Raw genomic sequence first — 21221 nt, forward strand, 5'->3', positions numbered from 1 at the left:
TTACACTCGGAGGGACATGAGCTTTCTCTTCAATCCGAGCGACTCCCGCGCCACCCCGGTCATCGTCGGTACCCCCGGCGGCTCCGGCGACGCGCCCCGCAACGACTCCGCGCACGAGCAGCTGGTCGCGGGCCTCAACCCGCAGCAGCGCGAGGCGGTCGAGTACCGGGGCGACGCGCTCCTGATCGTCGCGGGCGCGGGGTCGGGTAAGACGAGCGTGCTCACCCGGCGCATCGCGAGCCTCCTGGGCAACGGCGAGGCGTGGCCGAGCCAGATCCTCGCCATCACTTTCACGAACAAGGCCGCGGCCGAGATGCGCGAGCGCGTCGAAAAGCTAGTGGGGCAGAACGCCGAGGGGATGTGGATCTCGACGTTCCACTCGGCGTGCGTGCGGATCCTGCGCCGCGAGGCCGAGAACTTCGGGATGACCGGGTCGTTCACGATCTACGACTCCGGCGACCAGCGCGCACTGCTCAAGCGCATCGTGAAGGACCTCGAGGCCGACTCCCTCGGCATCACCGTCGCGAGCGCCTCCGCGAAGATCTCGAAGCTCAAGAACGAGCTCGCCGACGTCGACTCCTACGCCAGGACCGCCAACCTGAGCGACCCCAACGAGGAGATGTTCCTCCAGGTCTTCCGTGCCTACTCCCGTGCGCTCGAGGGGGCGAACGCCTTTGACTTCGACGACCTCATTGCGCAAACGGTTTACCTCTTCCGGGCGTTCCCGCACGTCGCGGCGAAGTACCAGCGGCGGTTCCGCCATGTACTCGTCGATGAGTACCAGGACACGAATCACGCGCAGTACTCGCTGATCCACGAGCTGACCCGGCCAGTTCCCCCCGCGACGGTGACGGCCGCCCACTTCGACCGGCCCTACCGCGGACCGGTCACTGCCGACGGCTCGATCCCGGGGGCCTCGCTCACCGTCGTCGGCGACTCCGACCAGTCGATCTACGCGTTCCGCGGCGCCGATATCCGTAACATCGTTGAGTTCGAGCGCGACTTCCCGGGCTGTCGCGTGATCCTGCTCGAGCAGAACTACCGCTCCACGCAGAACATCCTGTCGGCGGCCAACGCCGTCATATCGAACAATTTCGACCGCCGTGCGAAGAACCTCTGGTCCTCCAGCGGTGACGGCGAGAAGATCGTCGGCTACACGGGGTACTCGGGGCATGACGAGGCGCAGTTCGTCGTGGACGAGATCGCGCGGCTCCACGCGGCGGGCACCGGCTACGACCAGATCGCCGTGTTTTATCGAACTAATGCGCAGACGCGCGCACTCGAGGAAATCTTCATCCGCTCGGCGCTGCCCTACCGGATTCTCGGTGGCACGAAGTTCTACGAGCGCGCCGAGATCAAGGACGCGCTGGCGTACCTGATCGCGGTCGCCAACCCGGCCGACGTGCTGGCACTGCGCCGCATTATGAACACGCCCAAGCGCGGCATCGGTCCGGCGACCCAGGCGCAGCTGCAGTCGTTCGCTGACACCAACGGGGTTACCCTCCGCGAGTCGATGCGCAACGCCGGGTCGCTCGGCATGGGTCCCAAGGTGACGAAGGCGATCGTCGATCTCGCGACCCTGCTCGATGAGTGCGCGCTCCTGCTCGATCCGGGCCGAGAGGGCGGCGAGGCGAAGGTGCACGAGGTGCTGACCGCGCTGCTCACCCGTAGCGGGTATCTCGAGATGCTCCGCTCCAGCCGCGACCCACAGGATGAGGCGCGCGCCGAGAACGTGGATGAGCTGATTGCCGTCACGAAGGAGTTCGCGCGGAACAACCCCGACGGCGGGCTGGTCGACTTCCTCACCGAGGTCTCGCTCGTCGCCGCGGCGGACGACCTGGAAGACGACTCGGGCACCGTCTCGCTGATGACCCTGCACACCGCGAAGGGCCTCGAGTACGACGCGGTGTTCCTCACCGGCATCGAGGAGGACCTGCTCCCGCACCGTATTTCGGCCAATGAACCCGGCGGTCCGGCGGAGGAGCGGCGACTTTTCTACGTGGGCATCACACGCGCACGCAAGCGTCTCTACTTGTCGCTGGCGATGACGCGGGCGCAGTACGGCGAGACGTCAGTCGCGATGCCGAGCCGGTTCCTGCAGGAGATCCCCGGTGAGCTGATCCAGTGGCGGCAGTCGCCCGGAGCGGCGACGTCGCGCGGCGGCACCCAACCGCGTGCGCTGAACGCACAGCGTCCCGGATTTGGGCGCTCGCGCTCCAACACCGAATTCCGCGAGGCTCTGGCCGCGGCCCCGAAGGCGAAGGGCGAGTTCCCGAACCGGATCACGGGCATGGTGCGCGACAACGGCGACCTCGAGTTGATCGCGGGGGATCGGATCCGGCACACCGACTTTGGCGAGGGCCGCGTGAACGCGGTCACCGGCGAGGGCAGCAAGCGCGTCGCGCACGTCCTCTTCGATCAGGTCGGCGCGAAGAAGCTGCTCATCAAGGTCGCGCCGATCGAGAAGCTCTAGCCGGATGGCGGGTAGCTCCGCGGCGGCGCACGTCGCGACCGAGGCGTTCTCGCCGGCGGTCCTCGCGGTCGTGGTGCCGGTCGTCGTCGGTGCCCGGGTGGCCGATCCGCCGCTGCTCGGTATGGCATGGGGTGCTCTCGCCGCGCTCTTCATCGGCGTGCTGCCGTACCTGGTCATCCGCATTCTGATGCGCAGCGGGCGAATCCACGGCGATCATCACGTGCCGGACCGCCGCGAGCGGGCGCTGCCGATCGGGCTCGCGCTCGTCTCCATCGTCGTCGGGCTGGTGCTGCTGGCCGCTCTCGGCGCCCCGGCCGCGGTGACGACCTTCGGCGTGGTGACCGTCGCGGTCGTGGCCGCCGTGGGGGTCGTGAACCTCGTCTGGAAGCTCTCGGGGCACGCCGCGGTCGTCGCGACCTGCGCGGTCGTCGTGCTGATCGCCTACGGACCGCTGTCGCTCGCGGTCACCGTGCCGATCGTGCTCTGCGTGCTCTGGTCGCGGGTCCGCCTCGGCGCGCACACTCCCGCACAGGTGATCGCGGGAGCCGCGGCCGGCGCCGCGCTGGCGTCCGCCATCTGGATCCTCCTGCCCTGACGCGCGCCACCCATCCCCGCTCCGTCCCCCGCCACCTCCGCGAGATGCTTCTTGAGTACGCGACGGGCGGGGACGGGGGCGTACCGAAGAGGCATCTCGCGGAGGTGGGCAGTCGACTGCCAGCGCATCACGGCGGGGGAGTGCGCATCCGAAAGGCTCGGGGAAGGGGGTGCGGTCGGTCCGTCGCCTCTCTACAGTCGGGATGCTGCGGGGTGTTCCCGAGGATGCGGTGTCCTGCAGGAGGAATGAGGCGCGGATGAGCGGCGAGGCCGTGCTGTACACGGATGCGGTGGTGACGGCTCCGTTCGCGCTCGCGGTGATCGCGGAGGCGACGGGGTCGCGAGTGGTCGGCGCAAGGACCGCCGATGCGTACGTGCCGCTGTATAGCGGTCCGACGAGCGCCCGCGTCGAGATCGCGGGCTTCGGTGACAGCGTGCCGGTCTCGGTGGATGTGCGCGACGAGCGCGGCATCGACGAGGCACGGGCGGCCGCGCAGGCGCTCGGCCTTGAGCTGGCGGCCTATGCGGGCTGGGTCGTCACTCCCGGATTCTGATCAGCCTCGGCGCACCCGCGCCAGGTAGTAGCGGCACGGCGCCGTGCGGATCACAGCAGGGAGGAGACGGTAGACGGCGAAGGTGCGCTGGAGTGTCCGGTCGAACCGTCGCTCCTGCCGGTCGTCCCAGCGGAAGCCGAATGGTGCGCGCAGCTGGGCGGGAAGCAGGCCAGCCGTGAGCAACCGGAGGTAGGGGCCGAACGGGCGCAGGTACCAGGCCGCGATGCTCTGACCGAGGAGGTCCCGGGCGACCCGGCGTGCCTGTGGGGTCACCTTGAGGCGGGCGAGTTGTTCTTCCCAGTAGGCATCGAAGGCGGCGCGGGAGTCGGGCCACAGTTCCTCGGGCATTTGCAGCGCCGTGCCGACCACGACTGAGCGGCGCACGATGTCGTCGGCCTGCTCCGGGTCCAGAGCGCCGAACGCGCCCTCGTAAAGCTGCAGCATCGACTGTGTGAGCGTGGCGGCGACCCAGCGCTGGAGCTCCGGGTCGAAGGCCGTATAGCCCGGCCCGTGGACGGGGACGTGGGCGCGGTTTACCCGGCGGCGCACGGCGCGCACGTCGTCCGGCGTGCCGTAGTGCAGCACGTAGAGGTAGGAGAGCGTGCCGTGCAGGCGGTTCACTGCGCGGTGCACAAAGTCGGAGTGGTCGGCGACTCCGTACCCCACGGCCGGATATGCGATCTGCAGGAGGATAGCCCGCGCCCCCGCGAGGAGGAAGACGCCCTCGCGGAACACATCGGGTCGGGACCGCGAGCAAGAGGGGCGGACGGGCGGCATGCACTCCACGCTACGCGGCGGGACGGCGGCGGGCGCGGAGTGGTGGGAGGACAGCGCGGAGTGCTCGCGGAGTAGACTCGGCGCGGCCCAGGGACAGTGCCGAGACTCCGGCGACGTCCGGGCCACCTTGACTCGAAATTCAAGCGCGCTCGGCGCGGAATGGGAATGCAGCGTGGATCTCTTCGAATACCAGGCCCGTGATCTGTTCGAGAAGTACGGCGTCCCCGTGCTCCCGGGCATTGTCGCCGACACGCCCGAGGAGGTGCGCGCCGCGGCCCAGAAGCTCGGCGGCGTCACCGTCGTGAAGGCGCAGGTCAAGATCGGTGGTCGCGGCAAGGCGGGCGGCGTGAAGGTCGCGAAGACCCCCGAGGACGCGTTTACCGTGGCACAGTCGATCCTGGGTCTGGACATCAAGGGCCACGTCGTCAAGCGCGTCATGGTCGCCGGCGGTGCGCGCATCGACCGCGAGTTCTACTTCTCTGTGCTGCTCGACCGGGCCAACCGCTCCTACCTCTCGCTCACCTCCTACGAGGGCGGCATGGAGATCGAGCAGCTCGCCGTCGAGCGGCCCGACGCTCTCGCCCGCGTCGAGGTCGTCCCCGGCCAGGGCATCGACGCGGCCAAGGCCGAGGAGATCGCCCGTGCGGCGAAGTTCCCGGAGGAGCTCATCGCCAAGGTCGCGCCGGTGCTCGTGAAGCTCTACGACGTCTACACCGGCGAGGACGCCACCCTTGTCGAGGTGAATCCGCTCGTGCTGACCGAGGAGGGCGACATAGTCGCTCTCGACGGGAAGGTCTCGCTCGACGAGAACGCCGGCTTCCGCCACTCGGAGCACGCCGCTCTCGAGGACACGGACGCCGCCGACCCGCTCGAGGCCAAGGCCAAGGCGAATGACCTCAACTACGTGAAGCTCGACGGCGAGGTCGGCATCATCGGCAATGGCGCGGGCCTGGTCATGTCCACACTCGATGTCGTTGCCTACGCGGGCGAGCGGCACAACGGCGTGAAGCCGGCCAACTTCCTCGACATCGGCGGCGGAGCCTCCGCCCAGGTCATGGCGAACGGCCTCGATGTGATCCTGGGTGACCAGCAGGTCAAGAGCGTCTTCGTCAACGTCTTCGGCGGGATCACCGCGTGCGACGCGGTCGCGAACGGCATCCTCCAGGCGCTCGAGATCCTCGGCGACGCAGCGACCAAGCCGCTTGTCGTCCGCCTCGACGGCAACAAGGTCGAGGAGGGGCGTGCGATCCTCCAGGCCGCCGCCAACCCGCTCATCACGCTCGCCGCGACTATGGACGAGGGCGCCGATAAGGCCGCCGCACTCGCCGCCGCCTAACGGACCCGACCACTCAAGGAATCAGAGAACAAGCATGTCGATCTTCCTCACCAAGGACTCCAAGGTCATCGTCCAGGGCATTACCGGCGGCGAGGGCACCAAGCACACCGCGCTAATGCTCAAGGCCGGCACGAACGTCGTCGGCGGCGTCAACGCCCGCAAGGCCGGCACGACCGTTACCCACGGCGATGTCAAACTCCCCGTCTTCGGGACAGTAAAGGAGGCGATGGCGGCTACCGGCGCCGACGTCTCCATCGCGTTCGTCCCGCCCGCCTTCTCGAAGGACGCCGTCATCGAGGCGATCGATGCCGAGATCGGCCTCCTCGTCGTCATCACCGAGGGCATTCCGGTGCAGGACTCCGCGGAGTTCTGGGCGTACGCGCAGGAGAAGGGGAACAAGACCCGCATCATCGGCCCGAACTGCCCCGGAATCATCACGCCGGGCGAGTCGCTCGTCGGAATCACGCCCGCGACGATCACCGGCACAGGTCCGATCGGCCTCGTGTCGAAGTCGGGCACACTGACCTACCAGATGATGTACGAGTTGCGCGACCTGGGCTTCTCGACCGCGATCGGAATCGGCGGCGACCCGATCATCGGGACGACGCACATCGACGCGCTCGCCGCGTTCGAGGCCGACCCCGAGACCAGGGCGATCGTGATGATCGGTGAGATCGGCGGCGACGCGGAGGAGCGCGCGGCCGAGTTTATCAAGGCCAATGTCACCAAGCCGGTCGTCGGCTACGTCGCAGGCTTTACCGCTCCCGAGGGCAAGACGATGGGCCACGCTGGCGCAATCGTCTCCGGCTCGGCCGGCACCGCGCAGGCCAAGAAGGAGGCCCTCGAGGCCGCGGGCGTTCGCGTGGGTAAGACGCCGTCCGAGACCGCCGCGCTCCTCCGCGAGGTCTACGCAGCGCTGTAGCCTCTCGCCTCTCGCGAAATGTCGCGAGATGTACTCGAACGGACGAGATCCCGTGCCGCGGCACGGGATTTCGTCCGTTCTTGCATATCTCGCTGCCACGACTCCCAGGGTCGATCGCTGGTCCTCGTCACGGGCTCGACACGAGGGGACCAGCTGTCCCGCGCGGCGCGCCTCTCCCCGGGCTCGGAGTGACCCGCCGATAGGCTCATCAGGCTCATGAACCGGATCACCGTCGCCCTCCTCGCCGCCTTCGACGCCGCGCTGTCGGCGCTCATCGGCATCGCGATCCCGCTTGTCCCACTCACCGTCCTCTGGGCCGTCCAGTACGACACCGCCGTTGACTGGGGCGTGTTCTGGCGCATCGCCGCCGACTCCTGGCTGCTCGGCCACGGCGCGGACCTGCAGGCTGGCCTGGCCCCCGACTCCGCCCTGGCCCTGGGGTTGCCTGGCGGCACGGAGCGCTTCGCCGTGACCATCGCGCCACTGGCCTTCTCGTTGCTCACCCTGGTCCTCGGCGCACGCACGGGCAGGCGTGCGCAGGAGTCGCCGTTTCGTTCCATCGGAATCCTCGTCTCGATCGGCACGTACTTCCTTCTCGCGCTCCTCGTCGTGCTCAGTTCCCCGGACTCTGCGGTGGCCGTCGATCCCGTGCAGGGAACGGTGCTGCCGCCCCTGGTCTTCGCGCTCGGCGTGCTGATCGGCTCGGCACTGCACTCCGCGGGCAGCGGCGAGGGGGACCGGATCGGCGAGTTCGCCGCGGAGTCCCTGCACCGCCTCCCCGAGCCCGCGCCCGGCCTGATCCTCGCGTCACTGCGCGGCGGCGCCCTGGCAGCGGCGGGCGTGATCGGCGCGGCGGCTGTGCTGGTCGCGGTGCTCCTGGTCGCGAACTACACCGCCGTGGTCGCGCTGTACGAGGGACTGGGCGGCGAGGCGCTCGGCGGCTTCACGCTGACGCTGGGGCAGCTGGCATTCGTCCCCAATCTCGTGATCTGGGCCGCGAGCTGGCTGATCGGACCCGGCTTCGCGCTCGGAGCGGGTTCCTCCGTGAGCCCGGCGGGCACGCTGCTTGGACCGATCCCGTCGATCCCGGTACTCGCGGCGCTGCCGCAGGGCGATTCGGCCCTCGGTTTCCTCGGCCTGCTCGTGCCTGTGCTGGTGGGTTTCGCCGCCGGATGGCGCCTGCGTCGCGCCGTGCTCGACGCCCTCGACGGCCGCTCGCTGCTGCGCTGGGGCGCCGCGGCTGCCGTCGGCATCGGAGTCGTGGGTGGGCTGCTGCTCGGGCTGCTCGCCTGGTTCTCGGCGGGGGCCGCAGGGCCGGGGCGGCTCGCGCAGGTCGGGCCGGACCCACTGGTGGTCGGGGCCGTCGCGGCCCTCGAACTGGCACTCGCGGCCGGGATCGGGCTCGCCGCCGGTCGCACCCCGCGCGGCTGACACGAGGGGGGCGTCCGCCCAGAGTCGCGATGCGCGTCGACCTTGGCCTTGGTCAGGTGCGCATCGTCCCAGTCACGATCGGGAAAGGGCACGATCGGGAAAGGGCACGATCGGGAAAGGGCCGCTTCTTCCAGGCGTCAATGGCCTGCTGCGAGAAGCCCACAACCCGGCAGGCTGCGGCGATGGCGATCCCGTCAACGACAACGTCAAGGTCAGCGGGAACAGAATTCCGCGCAGACCTCGCACGAAGAGAAATACGCCAACGCCCGCCGCATCACCTCCGTTTTTTGCGCCAGGAGGCGATTCCGACGCTTCAGGTCGCGCACGGTGAGGCTTAGGCAAAATTGGTCTTTTCTGGATGAAGAAGATGAGTTCGCGGACGGCGTTGGAAGCGTCTCGGAAGGTGCGCAGTGGCCGCCTGTAGCCGGTGCGGAGTATCCGCCAGGTCTTGATGTTAGCGATTGTTCGCTCGATCATGTATCGGTGAGTGTTGACGAAGCGATTGTGTTCTTTCGCTTAATCCGGCAGATGTTCTTCGCCTCGTTTCTTTTTCATCGGTGTGACCAATCCGGTGCCTTGGTAGCCTTTGTCGGCCAGCGTGGTCGAGAGGTTGAGGACGTCGGCTAACCCGGTTTCTCGAAAGGCGTGGGCATTGTGGTGCTCGCCCGCGATCAGACCGAGATATGGACCGACCGACCGGAGAGATCCGCGAGGACCTGGGAGTTGTGCCCTGTGGTCTTGTGTGCCCTGCGGTCTTGTCTGTGGGGGAGTACAGCTCGGGTGCGTCTGCCCAGGACCAGCACAGGAGCAGGGTGCCGTCGATGACGGCCGTCGTCTCATCGAGCGCGGCCTTGACATGCGGCTGCTCGTCATCGGCAACGACATTAAGCATCGCTCCCATCAACGCGATCGTCCGCGACACGGTCGACTGTTGGATACTGACCACATTAGCGATCAACTGCTCGGTGATATTTTGGCGATAGTAGAGAAGGGTGACATGCAGCGCTCCCACGAGCGAGAGCTTGCGTGGCCGTCCTCGACGCCACATGAATTCGTTCTCGATCCGTTCGGCGAGGATCGCGTAGTGCTGGGTGGTCATTGCTGTAGTAGTCCGTGTGCTCATCGGCGGGGTCCTTTGCGAAGAGTTTCTGTCGCATGTTGCTCTTCCATAAGGCTCATGCAAGCTTCAGGTCAAGCGCCACAAAAGCCCTGGTCGGAGGTCCGTTCGTTGAGCATGCATGGATACTTTGCAGAGGCTTGAATCAGAGCGCATAAGCCGGTCTTATTCGTGACCGACACGTGCGAATCTAGCTCGGTCAGTCGGATTGTGCATAATCCGCATTTCTGGTCGCGACGTCTGGAGGCTTACTCGAGCCCTGCGAGTTAACTACAAAATCCCTGATCAGCGCGCATTTCCAGGCCGCAATCGTGTGCTCTGAACAAGCCTCATACTCATTTGGTGTCACGTAGAGGCTTCTGCACAATTCAGGTTGAGCGCCACAAAAGCCCTGGTCGGAGGTCCGTTCGTTGAGCATGCAAGGGTATTTTGCATAAACCTCCTTTTCATTCCGTTCGCGATCGAGTTCTCCGAGACCCCATGTCCTTCGCGATCTGCGCCATCGGTGTTCTACTTCGTGCCTTAGCTACGACATCCTGGCGGACCTTATCCCGAGACGGATTTGGCACTAGTACGGGTGTCTTCCCGGGCAGCGACCGACCGTCGCCCTGCCCCAGGCAGTCAACTGAATCTTCCCGTGGAACGCCGAAATGACGGGGAATCTGCCTACCGGCCACCACAGCGAGCTGCGGGCATGTTCGATGGAGCCCCGACAGCAGCACCGGTCATAGTCCCTGGCCAAGGCGCGGGGATGCACAATGGTGACTCCCGGGGCTTCTGATCGTGTGCTGGCGGCATGCTACGGTCTCGGAGCAGTATCAGGACCAAGAAAGGAACATTCCATGGCTCAGATTAGTGTTACGCCCGAAGAACTGAAGCAGCAGGCTCAGGTCTACACCCGCTCGAAGGAAGAGATCGAGCAGGCCATTCAGAAGGTGAACCAGATGAACTCGACCATTGGTGAGGAGTGGAAGGGTCAGGCGTTCCAGGCGTATCTCGAGCAGTACAACCAGCTTTCCGAGAGCGTGAAGAAGTTCGAGGAGTTGCTGGTGAACATCAACGAGCAGTTGAACAAGTACGCGGACACCATTGCTGAGCGTGACGCGCAGGATGCGCAGAGCTTCGGCTTCTAGCAGCTTCCCGGGCGCAGAAGACTCGGCACGGCGATCTCTCCTCGCGAGAGGGTTGTGTGCAGGTGCGTTTGCTGTCGCGGTGACGGTAAGCGCACCTGCTTTCGCGTTCGCCTCCGATGACGACGGTGAGGGGCGGCTGAATCTTGACACCACTGTTCTCGTGAACGAGTCGGTGGGCGCCGGTTCCACGGGAGACTTCGCGATTCGTGGTGACCTGTTCTCCGCGGATGTTTCTGCGAGGGCGCACAAGGAGCAAGAGGCGGCGGCTGGCCGGCTGACGGTCGCCAACACCCTGGACTTCGCGCACGTGGAGACCAGCGTGGCCGACTATCAGCAAGTCCGGGCGGCACTGTTCGGTGACTACTCGTCGCGAGAGGCGCCCACGGCGACGCAGGAGGAGAGCGAAGCGTCTCCCGTGTTGTACGGCGCAGCAGCTGCGGTGGTGGTGCCGCTGGTGCTGGTGGCGGGCGTGCTGCTGGGGAGGTTCTGGGCGAGGAGAAAGCGGGCGGCGGTGTGATCGAAGTCACCCTGGAGCATGCGGGCAAGCAGGTCGACCTGCTGGTGCCCGGCGAGGTCACGTTCGATCGGCTGACGCAGCTGATCCGGGATGGCTGTGCGGCGAGGGGAATGGTGCTGCCCGAAGGGTTCTCGTTAGCGCTCGATGACAAAGCCCTCGCCGTGAGCGGCTACGACGTCATCTCGTCGTTCGGGATCGGCAACGGTGACCGTCTCCAGATTCAGACTTAAGAGTGAGTGAGTGATGCGCATTACTGTGGAGGGCACAGCTCTCGAACTCGATCAAAGCCCTGATGCCCTTCATGTGGGTCTGGAAAAGAACGGGTTTGACGGCTCGTGTCTGGATGTGATCGCTCGATACGTCGATATGCACGAGACCGATACGGGGATCGCGCTCGACTATGCTCTCGCGGCAGGTGAGATCAGCTTCCGGGAGGCGATCGGCCGGGCGCGGACGCGGCTGGATCGGCTGCTCTTGGCTCAGAGCCTGGTGGCCTGTGTCCGCTACCGGGGTGGTCTCGCGGTGCCGTTGATTCACCCTGACAATGTGTATCTGTCCGGTGGCCTCCTCCGGGTGGTGCATGTCGGGTTGCAGGGCATGCTCGCTCCGATGGTGTTCGATGAGGCACGGTTCCTCGCTTCGCTGCAGGCGATGGTGTTGCAGGTGTTCCGTCCCAAGCTGACGTTCGAGCAGCTCGTGGACGGGGCGGCGGCTCTGCGGGACAAGTTCTCGACCGTGGTGACGCACGCCACCACGACAGACGAACTGTTCTCGTGCATTGATGCGCAGGTGAGAGCCGAGCAGGCGGATGTCGCAGCGACCAAGGTGAGCGTCTCCAAGCGCCGGTACTCGTGGTATCGCGTGCTCGGCGTGCTCGGCCTCGTCGCGGCGCTGGCCGCCGGCGCATTCGCCTGGCAGACAGCGTCGCAGAACCGTGTGCAGGCCGCGGTGGTTGCCGGCCAAGCCCGGTTCCTCGCGAGCGACTATGCGGGCACGCTGGCCGAGTTGCACGATTTCGCAGCTCCGTCGTTGCCTGCGTCTGCAAAGTATGTGCTGGCGGTGTCGAGCGTCAATCTCCACGATCTCACGGCGACGCAAAAGCAGAAGATTCTGAATACGATCTCCCAAAAGACCGACGATGTGACGTTGAACTATTGGATCGCGATGGGTCGCGGTGAATTCGAGCAGGCTCTCGATTACGCCAAGAACCTCGGCGACGATCAGCTCACTCTATTGGCTTACACGGATCTGTATCAGGCGACGAAGCTGGATACCCAGATGGCTGGTGGCAAGAAGCAGGAACTTCTCGACGAGGACGCGAAAGCGATCGAGGAGTTGACCGCGAAGCTCGGCGGCACCGGCGACACGGCAGGCAAAAAATGAGCGTGTCCGACACGGAGCAGCCGGTGAGTGTCCAGCGCGCGGGACTCGATTCCCGGCTCGTCCCGGCCGAGCTGCTATTCCTGGTGTACGTACTGGACGATCAGCGCGCGATCAGGCTGTCGCTCACCGAGGAGCGTCCCTTTGTCGAGCATCAGGGTCATAAGTTCAGTGTGATCAACGACCTGCTCTATGTCGACGGCGAGAAGCTCAGCGCCGGGCTGCAGGGCGTTGGCGCACTGGAGTGCGTGGTGGTGCCAGCCGCCCGCGCGCGCACGGTGACGTTCATCATCGATGGTCGCAGCGACTTCGTCATCGGCGACGACCCGAATGCCGGTATCAGGGTCGCGGATTCGCCGTTACTGGTCCTGCATGACGACGTGCTGATCGTTGACCCCCGCGACCAGCTCGTGTTCGTGAACGGCGTCCTGGTCCGCGGGAGGCAGGTCTGCGATCTCGTTGTCGGCACGGTGGTGCTCACTGCCGGCTACCTCGTGGAGAAGCGTCCGGCCCAGTTCAAGCTCACCAGCTTCGGGCCGGGGGCCGTGGTCGACCCCGCGAAGGCGTTGGTGCAGCCTGCGGTGCGGGAGTTCCCGGAAGGGTTCCCCGACTATCGGAGGTCCCCGAAGCTGAACGTGGAGGTCCGCGAGGCTGAGTTCCGGCTGCAGGGGCCGGACAAGCCGCCTTCGAAGCCGAAGAACCGGTTGATGCGGCTGGTCTTGCCGCCGTTCTTCATGATCGCGGTAGCCGGTGTGACGGTGATGATCACCGGCAGCAACCCGGCGATGATCCTCGGTATGGGGCTCGCGACCCTGCTGACGGCATCGTTCACGGTGTCGCAGTACGTCACCGAGAAAGCGGAGACGAAAGTGGCCGCGCTCACGCAGGAGGAGGACTACGCCGGCTACCTCGTCAGGACCGTTGCCGCAGTGACCCAGGCACACGACGAGGAGGGCGACGTACTGCGATATCAGCAGCCAAGCCCGCGGGAACTTATCGACCTGGTCGAGGTGTACGACCGCAGGATCTACGAGCGTCAACGCTTCAACAAAGACTTCCTCCACGTCTCCCTCGGATACTCCGACCGCCCGTCGGTGCTGTCGGTGTCCTCCGATGTGAATGACAAAGACGCCAGCGACGAGGCGCGGCAGGTCGCAGAACTCGCAGCGGGGTTCCAGACGCAACGCGACGCCCCGACACCGGTTGGGCTGATGGGGCAGACCCTCGGATTCGTCGGCCCGCCGGAGGTCGTCCAGGCCCAGTTGCAGGCAGTGCTGTTCCAGACGGCGTTCTTCCACTCGTACCGTGACGTGAACGTTGTCAGCCTCATCTCCCGTGAGGCGTATCGGCAGACGTGGCGTGCGTGGCGGCTGTTGCCGCATTTCAGGATGCAGGAGCTGAACATGCGCGGGCTCGTGTACAACGACAGACTGCGCGACATCGTGTTGAACAGCTTTTACCAGCTGCTGCAGAAGCGGAAGCAAGCGGTCAAGGACGCAGGCACGCAGAAGCCCCAGTTCGCGCCGCACTACGTGTTCACGATCTGCGACGACCGGCACCTCGCCGGCCACGGCATCAACGAACTGCTCGCCGAGGACATGAGCGAGTTGGGGGTGACGGTGATCTGGTGCAGCGAAGACGCGAAACTCCTGCCCGAGACGGTCACCGCTCTCATTCAGGCGCCGAACTTCGTGAAAGGCGAACTCGTCACCAATGCTGACGTGTACGTTGCGACGCCCTTCGTCCCTTACGGCGTGCCGTCGAATCTTGAGCATTCACTGCGGAAGCTGTCGAACCTGAACCACCTTGAGGTCGAGAAGAACGCCGTGCCGGAGACGTTGACCCTGCTGGAGCAGTACGAGGTCACGACCGTCGAGGACCTGCAGATCGCGCAGCGGTGGGACAGGGCCGAACCGAACAAGTCGATCGCGTCGCTGATCGGGTGGCGCGGCCGATCCGACTCCGTGTACTGGGATTTGCACGAGCGCGCCCACGGTCCGCACGCGCTGGTCGGCGGTACCACCGGATCCGGCAAGTCCGAGTTCCTGACCACGTACCTGATCGGGCTTACGATCAACTTTTCCCCGGAAGACGTGGGGATGCTCATCATCGACTGGAAGGGCGGTGGCATCGCTAACACGCTCGACAAGCTGCCGCACTTCATGGGCGCCATCACCAACCTCGATGGCGCGGGCACGGCGCGGGCGCTGGCGAGCATCAAGGCGGAGCTGAACAAGCGCCAGCGCGAGTTCGCGGTGTACGGGGTGAACAGCATTAACGCGTACATGAGCCTGTACAAGCACCGGCACGCCCCGAAGCCTGACGTGAAGTACCCGTCGAAGCCGTTGCCGCATCTGGTGCTGGTGTCTGATGAGTTCGCGGAGCTGAAGGCGAACGTGCCGGAGTTCCTCGACGAACTCACCTCGGTCGCCCGCATCGGTAGAAGCCTTGGCGTGCACCTGATCCTTGCGACACAGAAGCCCAGCGGTGTGGTCAACGACCAGATCGAGGCGAACTCGACGTCGAAGATCGCGCTCAAGATGGCGAGCGAACAGGACTCGAACGAGCTGTTGAAGACCACCGATGCGGCCCACATCACCAACCCGGGGCGCGGCTATCTGAAGGTCGGGCAGAACGAGGTCTACGAGCTGTTCCAGAGCGGCTACGCCGGAGTGCCGTACGACCCGGACGCGGTCGTCACCGAGCAGGTGGATGAGCGGATCTACACGATCAACGAGGTCGGCCAGTACGAGCTGTTCTACGACCCCGACGAAGAGGTCGAACAGGGCAAAGACACCAGCGATCTGCCCTCACAGCTCGAAGCCGTCATCGACGCCATTGCCACCATCTTTACCGGCGACCCCAGGCTTGAGCTCCCGGACAAGCCGTGGCTACCGAACCTTGCCGAGAACATCGCCGCTCCGGAACCCGCAGGATCCGGTCTGCGCGTGCCCTTGGGCATGCTCGATATCCCGTCTCGGCAGGCGCAGGAGAGCTACGACTTCGACCTCGCGAAGGCTGGGCACACGGTTCTCTTCGGCAGCCCCGGCTTCGGCAAGTCGACCGTGCTGCAGACCCTGACGATCGGCCTCGCCACGACGTCGACGCCTGAGCAGGTGCAGGTCAACCTCATCGACTTCGGGAACAACGGTTTGCTGCCGCTGCGCGGCCTCCCCCATGTCGCCGATATCGTCACGCTCGAAGAAAGCGAGAAGCTCGGCAAGATGCTGGAGGGAATCGGTGGCGTGCTGGCGGCGCGGAAGCAGTCGTTCAGAGACGCCGGTGTCGCGAATCTGGAGCAGTACTCCGCGAAGACCGGTCGGCGCCTCCCAGTCGTGGTGAACGTGCTCGACGGATACGACAACCTCACCGCGAACGATCGGCGTAAGGAGCAGATCGACGACCTGCTGCTGCAGGTGCTCCGCGAAGGCGCCGGCCTCGGCGTCTATCTGGTCATGAGCGCAAGCCGGGTCGGCGGAGTACGCGTGAACATGCTCAGCAACATTTCCACGAAGCTGAGCCTGTACCTCAACGACGAGAGCGAACTCGCCCAACTCATGGGCCGCGAACGGCTGCTGCAGGTCGACACACTCGGCCGAGGACAGGTGATCGTGGAGACGCCAACCGCGATCCAGTTCTACCAACCGGCTCCCGGCGAGACCAGCGCCGAGACGCTCGCCGCGCTCGAAGCGCAGGTCGCCGCCCTCGACGCCGCCTGGACGGGGAAACGGCCTGCGCGGATCCCGATGGTGCCGCGGGAGCTCACGCCGGAGGCGTTCGCCGGCTTCGCGACGGTCACGACCGTCGAGAGCAAGGGCGGCGTGCCGTTGGCGTTGTCGAAGGCCACCACCGAGGCACGCGGGTTCTTGCCGCGCTCGCAGCCGTTCTTCCTGTTCGCCGCCAAGGACGACGAGCAGGAACTCCTCTTCCAGCAAACCCTGCTCACTCAGGGCGGGAGGGTGAACACCGACTTCCTTGTCATCGACTTCGACGAGCGATTCGACGACGCACTCGAGCGCACGCCGCTGCCCGCGAACTTCAGCTACATCACGAGCAAGAGCGACGCGAGCGAGATCGTCGCCGGCATCGTCGCGTACCTGAGCCTCAACAAGCAGAAGGTTCAGGGCGCCCCTCTGGTGCTCGTGATCGCGAACCTGCCCGACTTCATCGCCAGCACCGGGGTAAAACCGGACGACTTTGTGCTGGCGGTGAAGAACACCTTCAAATCAGGGCTGGACTTCATGATCTTCAGTAGGCACGACTACCTTGCCAAATCGTTCGACCCGGTGCCCAAGCTTCTGCGGGAACAGAAGTTCACCGGCTTTGTCGGTGCTCGCGCCTACGACAGCCCGCTGGTGAAGGGCATGGGCACGTCGACCGAGCCGGAGCCGAGCATCGACGAGCCGTACTTCGTGTTGCGCGGCGGCAGCGCCTTCGAGAAGGTCAAGCTTCCGCAGGCCCAGGAGCAGGCGCATGACTGAGGAACAGGAGCTGCTGCCCCTCGGGACGGCCGTCGAGATCGAAGGCGACGACGGCATCTACGTCATCATCGCCCGAGGCTTTCAGAAGCATGACGACGGCTTCCTCGCCGGTTACAAGGGTGTGCCCCATCCGCAAGGCGCGGCGGCCGGAGTGCGCGAGATCGTGATTCGACAGACGCAGATCACGAACGTCATTCACCGCGGCCACAGCAACGACGAAGACACAGCGTTCGCGGAAGATCTGCTCGAGAAGGCGAAGATCCCGCCCAAGGTCTCGCCCCCTCCCGCCGCGGAGCCCGCCCTGACCGTCGACCTCACCACACCCGCCGCTCTCCCTCCACCGGCTGCGGCCGAGGGCGCGGGAGCGCCACCCAATAGAGCGAAAAATGCCGCAGACCCATTTAGTGAGCTTCGACGTAAAGGAAGACAAGTATGACTGATTTGCATCCTGACTCCCGGCCCCTGGAGAGCCGCACGTTCTTGCCGTTGGGAAGTGTGGTGATTCTGAATGGTTCGGTGAAGAAGCTAGTGATCGTCAGTCGAGGGTCGATCGTCGAGGATGTGTTCTTCGACTATGGCGCGTTCCTGTACCCGGAGGGCCTGATCCACACGAATATCGCCTATTTCAACCAGGACGACATTATGACGACCGTGCACGAAGGGTACCGGGACACGGACGACGAACTGGCCGTCGACATGTTGAACGATGCCCACACTCGATTCCAGCAGAAACGAAACGAATCGGTCTCCGCTTCCGTCCCGGTAGCGTCCGCTGCCAGGGCCGCAGAGGACGACCCGTTCGCCAGTGTGCGGGACCTGGGAGATGACGATGAATGAGGACCAGGCGTTGGCGCAGGTGCAGGAACTCGACGAGGTCATCGCCCAGCTGGACACGGTGCGCAGCAATGTCGAGGCGTTCCGTGTCGATGACTACAAAGATGCGGGAGGGGCGCAGTGGGCGGGGCAGGGACGCACCCGATTCACGGCCGCTGTCGACACTGCGAAGTCGAACTTCGAACAGATCGGTGAGCAGATCGAGCAGGCCATCAGTGATTGCAAGAGCAAACAGCGCACGCTCGCTTTTTCGATCAATCCGCTTGAGCATCCGGCTCTTTCCGTGCAAGCCGTCGCGATCGCGCTGAACTAAACAGGCACAAGGAGGTATCAGATGGTGGACGCCGGTACGCGAGGTATTCGCGATGGGTTTCATGACGAGACCCGGAATGTCTCTGCGCTCACGTCTCGTGTGGCAGAGACCAAGGATGGGTGGAATCGGGGAGACGGTCTGAACGTGACCGGCACCACGGTTGTGTCGGAGATTTATTCCGAGCTGTCGACGTTGATCGCGTCGTATGGTGCCGCGGCGCAGAAGGACACGAACGAGTTCGACCAGCTCGGAGTGAATATCGAAGTGCAGGACGCGCAGGATGCGCAGGGCGGCGAGGTGTCCGAGTGAGTGTGGTGGAGTTTTCTGCGGATTCGTGGCAGGCGTCGTCTCCGGGGTTGCAGAAGAGTCTCGCGGATCGGGTTGAGGCGCTTGAGGCGCTCCTGCAGGGGCTTCAGAGTCTGGCGGCCTCGGGGAATATCAGTGGTCAGGGTGCGGATGCGATGCGTGCGTATCTTCGGGAGGTGCATGTCCCGATCGTGCAGTCGCTGTTGGTGTGTCTGTCGACGTTCCAGACCGCGATCGGGGTGTATTGGAACGGATACTCCCAGGTGGACACGGACGGGAACTTCCGGCTCGTGAACGACGAGTTCGACGCGCACCGTGTCCAGCTTGATACCGGCATCGAGCAGTTGCGCGGGTTCGCCGCCGACTTGCGGTCGATTGCTGCGAGCGCGTCGCATCTGGTGTCGTTGGACGGCGCGGGCGCTGGCGCGGCCGATGCCGCTGCGGAGGGTTTCGAGCGGATGCGGTCGATTGTGACGTCTCAGCAGGAGACGTGGGCGGCGTATGAGGCCACGGATCCGGGGTTCGGTCAGGTGAAGAACCTTGTGGCGGAGTTGAACCGGGTGGTCGCGAACCTGGGGAGTCTGACTGTCGGGCAGGGACGCTCCTACGTGTCGGGGAGCTTTAATCTGACGTTGCGGACGTTGGGGGAGTTGACCGGGGGGATGCTGGATTACTGTCGGGAGAATCAGCAGGCTGCGTCCGATGGGTGGGACAGCTTGTTCTCTGGGTATGTCGAGGATGTTGAAGCGGAGCAGGATCGGCAACGGAAAGAGGATGCCCTGTGGGGGGTGTTGTGGGATGGGATCCAGGTCGTTGAGGGTGTGGTGATTGTCGCGGTGGGCGTGGTGGGTACGCCGTTCAGCGCGGGCGCGACGTTGGCGTTCGCGGGGCTGGGTGGGTCGCTGATCGTTGGGGGTGTGAACAGCGCGATTGACGACGCATCGATCGCGTCGACCGGTGAGGGGTTGAATCTGGTCGGGATGGCCAGCGATCAGGTGGCCCAATGGTATGACGTCACTGTGATGCAGCCGGCGGTCGAGTCCGGGTCATGGGCGGGGCAGTTCGTCGCGAGTGTCGGGTCGGGTGTCGGGCAGGTGATGAGCGGTGCGGCGCAGATGAATTTGCGTGACACGGGGCGTGGGATCGAGGCCCTCATGTTCGACGAGGATGTGCGTAACGAAGCGTTGCAGCAGGTCACGACGCTCGTTGACCAGGTCCGCGCGGGGAACCCGGTTGTGATCGGACAGATCGTTGGGAACATTGTGCCAGGGGCGGCGGCGTTGAAGATCGCGAAAACGACCGGACTTGTGGGCGAGGCGAACAAATTCGCTGACTTCGCGAAACCCATCATCACGAACCCGAGCAGGACCACCAGTGCCCTGGACTGGCTCAAGAACCAGATCGGCGCGGGCGGGGTGACAGTCAGCGACGAATTCGAGCCGACAATACGACCAGCAGACCGCATTGACGGGTCGACCGTGAAGTCGGATAGTGTCGACCAGCCGGGCGGGAGTAATGCTCCGGGTCCGGTGAAGTATCCGACTGGCCGGTTGCCGAAGCGTGGTGTACCGAACTCTTTCGGGTATGATTCTGACGGGGTTCGTCTTCCCTACGCGAATAGTCGCCCTGATTACGCGCCCGGACAAGTCAAAAGGGTGTGGAGGGAAACCCGGAAGAAACAAGTGAGCGACATCAGGGCCGGCGAACCGGGGGCGCCGCCGAGGTGCCCCAAGCGGCATCAGCTCTGGGTCAAAGACAAGTCAGGCGACTGGAAACTTATCAAGTGGCGACCCGGAGAACCCCGCGCTGGCCTCTGGGACATGGGACACCTCCCACGGGCCGAATATGCCAAACTTCGAAACCGGTACCTCAATCATGAGATTACGAAGAAAGAATTCTTGGATCAATATCACAACGCGGAGAATTATCAAGTTGAAGATCCGGGCAGAAACCGGTCCCATATCGATGAATAGAAATTGAGAAGAGGAGGACAATATGACATCTCCGAGTCATGCTGCTGAATATGGGACATATGAGGAGTTTTGTGCCGTCTACGATCCCGCTACCATGCCGTTCACCCCGAGGCCTGGCGTAGATGGGCTCCTCGGCGGCGCTGTGGTGAATAAGGATCCTCGGGCGCGGTTGGCGATCGCGAATCGTCTGCTCGATGATGGCGCGGATCCCAGTCTGGTGAGCGCTGATGGTGATCGTATCAATGTGTTGCACGCGTTGTGGGGTCGCAGGCAGGTTCGCGACCCCGAAGCGGAAGCGGCGCTGATCGGACGGTTGTTGGACGGCGGGGCGGACATTAATCTGCGCTCACCCAGGTTCGGTCTTCCACTGACGATGCTTGTCACGGATATTTCGGCCAGCCACGAATATTTGCGGGCCGTATTTGCTGCGGTCACGGCGCACTCTCGACCTGACTTGACGGCGCATGTCGATCGGCGGCGTCAGGCCAGCGTGGGGCAGTATCTTGCGCAAACCAAGTCTGGTTTCATGCGTGATGAGGTTCGTGCGTATGCTGCGGCGACCGGGCAAGATATCGACGTGATCTCATGAGCCAGAAGCAGGGTATGGAGATTATACCTCAAGCAGGGGCTTGTTTGATGACGGTGAACGCGTGGGAGGGCCGCGCTCCAGTGCGGTGGATGCTACGGGAGCGGTCGAACGCACCTGTCGACAATGGCTGGCGTATCATGAGCGCGGCGGACAGCAGTGAGTACCTCGCCGACTCGACCAACTGGCGCATCACCGATTTCAATGATGCCTGCGAGATCGAGCCCGCTCTGATCGGCATCTACGATCTACCTGTCGGAAGCGATCTACAAATCGTCATCGACGAGCACGGCACACGCATCGTCGAAACGCCGACCGGTCGAGAACTGACACCCGAGAGAATGTATGTCCCACCACGCCACCGACGCTGACCTTCTTCCGCTTCCTACTCGCTCGGCTTTGCATAAGCCTCCAGGCGGGCCACTGGTATGACGTCACGGTGATGCAGCCGGCGGCCGGGTCGGGGTCGTGGGCGGGGCAGTTCGTCGCGAGTG

At 64.7% G+C, this 21221-nt stretch carries 20 protein-coding genes; 18 read left to right on the forward strand and 2 right to left on the reverse strand.

Translation table 11 applies throughout. From position 1 onward, the window contains the following. Positions 1-16: 16 nt before the first annotated feature. From HRF29_RS11805 to HRF29_RS11815, 3 genes are all read left to right on the forward strand, one after another. On the forward strand, positions 17-2473 hold the full coding sequence (locus HRF29_RS11805) for an ATP-dependent helicase (RefSeq protein WP_173249004.1): 2457 nt from the start codon (positions 17-19) through the stop codon (positions 2471-2473). A gap of 4 nt (positions 2474-2477) precedes the next feature. Continuing rightward, a complete protein-coding gene (locus HRF29_RS11810; protein WP_173249006.1) occupies positions 2478-3068 on the forward strand; it encodes a phosphatase PAP2 family protein in 591 nt (196 codons plus the stop codon). Positions 3069-3324: 256 nt separating this feature from the next. Beyond that, the gene (locus tag HRF29_RS11815; protein ID WP_173249008.1) at positions 3325-3621 is read left to right on the forward strand and encodes a Rossmann-fold NAD(P)-binding domain-containing protein; all 297 of its coding nucleotides are present in this window, start codon (positions 3325-3327) and stop codon (positions 3619-3621) included. Here HRF29_RS11815 and HRF29_RS11820 read toward each other — a convergent pair whose 3' ends face one another. Further along, positions 3622-4398 carry an oxygenase MpaB family protein gene (locus tag HRF29_RS11820; protein WP_173249010.1) on the reverse strand — a complete coding sequence of 259 codons (777 nt, stop codon included), beginning with the start codon at positions 4396-4398 and terminating at the stop codon, positions 3622-3624. 172 nt (positions 4399-4570) lie between these two features. On the opposite strand from HRF29_RS11820, the gene sucC reads away from it, so the two are divergent. The 3 genes from sucC to HRF29_RS11835 all read left to right on the forward strand — a co-directional run bounded on the left by sucC (position 4571) and on the right by HRF29_RS11835 (position 8087). Next, positions 4571-5734 carry an ADP-forming succinate--CoA ligase subunit beta gene (gene sucC, locus HRF29_RS11825; RefSeq protein ID WP_173249012.1) on the forward strand — a complete coding sequence of 388 codons (1164 nt, stop codon included), beginning with the start codon at positions 4571-4573 and terminating at the stop codon, positions 5732-5734. Between the two features lie 34 nt (positions 5735-5768). Next, positions 5769-6656, forward strand: a complete 888-nt coding sequence (gene sucD / locus HRF29_RS11830) for a succinate--CoA ligase subunit alpha (RefSeq protein WP_173249014.1) — start codon at positions 5769-5771, stop codon at positions 6654-6656. 216 nt (positions 6657-6872) lie between these two features. Then, positions 6873-8087, forward strand: a complete 1215-nt coding sequence (locus HRF29_RS11835) for a cell division protein PerM (protein ID WP_173249016.1) — start codon at positions 6873-6875, stop codon at positions 8085-8087. Between the two features lie 454 nt (positions 8088-8541). Here the strand turns inward: HRF29_RS11835 and HRF29_RS15550 are convergent, their stop codons facing one another. Beyond that, positions 8542-9210: a transposase family protein gene (locus tag HRF29_RS15550; protein WP_425503129.1), complete on the reverse strand. Its 669-nt coding sequence runs from the start codon at positions 9208-9210 to the stop codon at positions 8542-8544. A gap of 836 nt (positions 9211-10046) precedes the next feature. Here HRF29_RS15550 and HRF29_RS11845 point away from each other — a divergent pair. The 12 genes from HRF29_RS11845 to HRF29_RS11900 all read left to right on the forward strand — a co-directional run bounded on the left by HRF29_RS11845 (position 10047) and on the right by HRF29_RS11900 (position 21098). Then, positions 10047-10337 (forward strand): WXG100 family type VII secretion target, encoded by a 291-nt coding sequence (locus HRF29_RS11845; protein WP_173248649.1) that lies wholly within the window; start codon positions 10047-10049, stop codon positions 10335-10337. 79 nt (positions 10338-10416) lie between these two features. Continuing rightward, complete coding sequence (locus HRF29_RS11850) at positions 10417-10854, forward strand: hypothetical protein (protein WP_173249020.1); 438 nt, start codon at positions 10417-10419, stop codon at positions 10852-10854. After that, positions 10851-11084 (forward strand): EsaB/YukD family protein, encoded by a 234-nt coding sequence (locus HRF29_RS11855; RefSeq protein ID WP_173249022.1) that lies wholly within the window; start codon positions 10851-10853, stop codon positions 11082-11084. The genes HRF29_RS11850 and HRF29_RS11855 overlap by 4 nt, the downstream gene beginning before the upstream one ends. A 13-nt stretch (positions 11085-11097) precedes the next feature. Continuing rightward, positions 11098-12237 carry a type VII secretion protein EssB gene (gene essB / locus HRF29_RS11860; protein WP_246226987.1) on the forward strand — a complete coding sequence of 380 codons (1140 nt, stop codon included), beginning with the start codon at positions 11098-11100 and terminating at the stop codon, positions 12235-12237. Next, positions 12234-16715 (forward strand): type VII secretion protein EssC, encoded by a 4482-nt coding sequence (gene essC / locus HRF29_RS11865; RefSeq protein WP_173249026.1) that lies wholly within the window; start codon positions 12234-12236, stop codon positions 16713-16715. Before essB ends, essC begins: the two co-directional genes overlap by 4 nt. Beyond that, positions 16708-17151, forward strand: a complete 444-nt coding sequence (locus HRF29_RS11870) for a DUF4176 domain-containing protein (RefSeq protein WP_173249028.1) — start codon at positions 16708-16710, stop codon at positions 17149-17151. The genes essC and HRF29_RS11870 overlap by 8 nt, the downstream gene beginning before the upstream one ends. Next, positions 17148-17552 carry a DUF4176 domain-containing protein gene (locus HRF29_RS11875; RefSeq protein ID WP_173249030.1) on the forward strand — a complete coding sequence of 135 codons (405 nt, stop codon included), beginning with the start codon at positions 17148-17150 and terminating at the stop codon, positions 17550-17552. Before HRF29_RS11870 ends, HRF29_RS11875 begins: the two co-directional genes overlap by 4 nt. 10 nt (positions 17553-17562) lie before the next feature. Continuing rightward, complete coding sequence (locus HRF29_RS11880) at positions 17563-17862, forward strand: hypothetical protein (RefSeq protein WP_173249032.1); 300 nt, start codon at positions 17563-17565, stop codon at positions 17860-17862. Positions 17863-17883: 21 nt separating this feature from the next. After that, complete coding sequence (locus HRF29_RS11885) at positions 17884-18171, forward strand: hypothetical protein (RefSeq protein WP_173249034.1); 288 nt, start codon at positions 17884-17886, stop codon at positions 18169-18171. Next, positions 18168-20141, forward strand: coding sequence for a GH-E family nuclease (locus tag HRF29_RS15375; protein WP_173249036.1), 1974 nt, complete (start codon positions 18168-18170; stop codon positions 20139-20141). Before HRF29_RS11885 ends, HRF29_RS15375 begins: the two co-directional genes overlap by 4 nt. 94 nt (positions 20142-20235) lie before the next feature. Further along, a complete protein-coding gene (locus tag HRF29_RS11895; protein ID WP_173249038.1) occupies positions 20236-20730 on the forward strand; it encodes a hypothetical protein in 495 nt (164 codons plus the stop codon). Further along, positions 20727-21098, forward strand: coding sequence for an immunity protein Imm33 domain-containing protein (locus tag HRF29_RS11900; protein WP_222929646.1), 372 nt, complete (start codon positions 20727-20729; stop codon positions 21096-21098). Before HRF29_RS11895 ends, HRF29_RS11900 begins: the two co-directional genes overlap by 4 nt. Positions 21099-21221 lie beyond the last annotated feature (123 nt).

The sequence above is a fragment of the Rathayibacter agropyri genome, from assembly GCF_013249015.1.
GTDB lineage: Bacteria > Actinomycetota > Actinomycetes > Actinomycetales > Microbacteriaceae > Rathayibacter > Rathayibacter agropyri.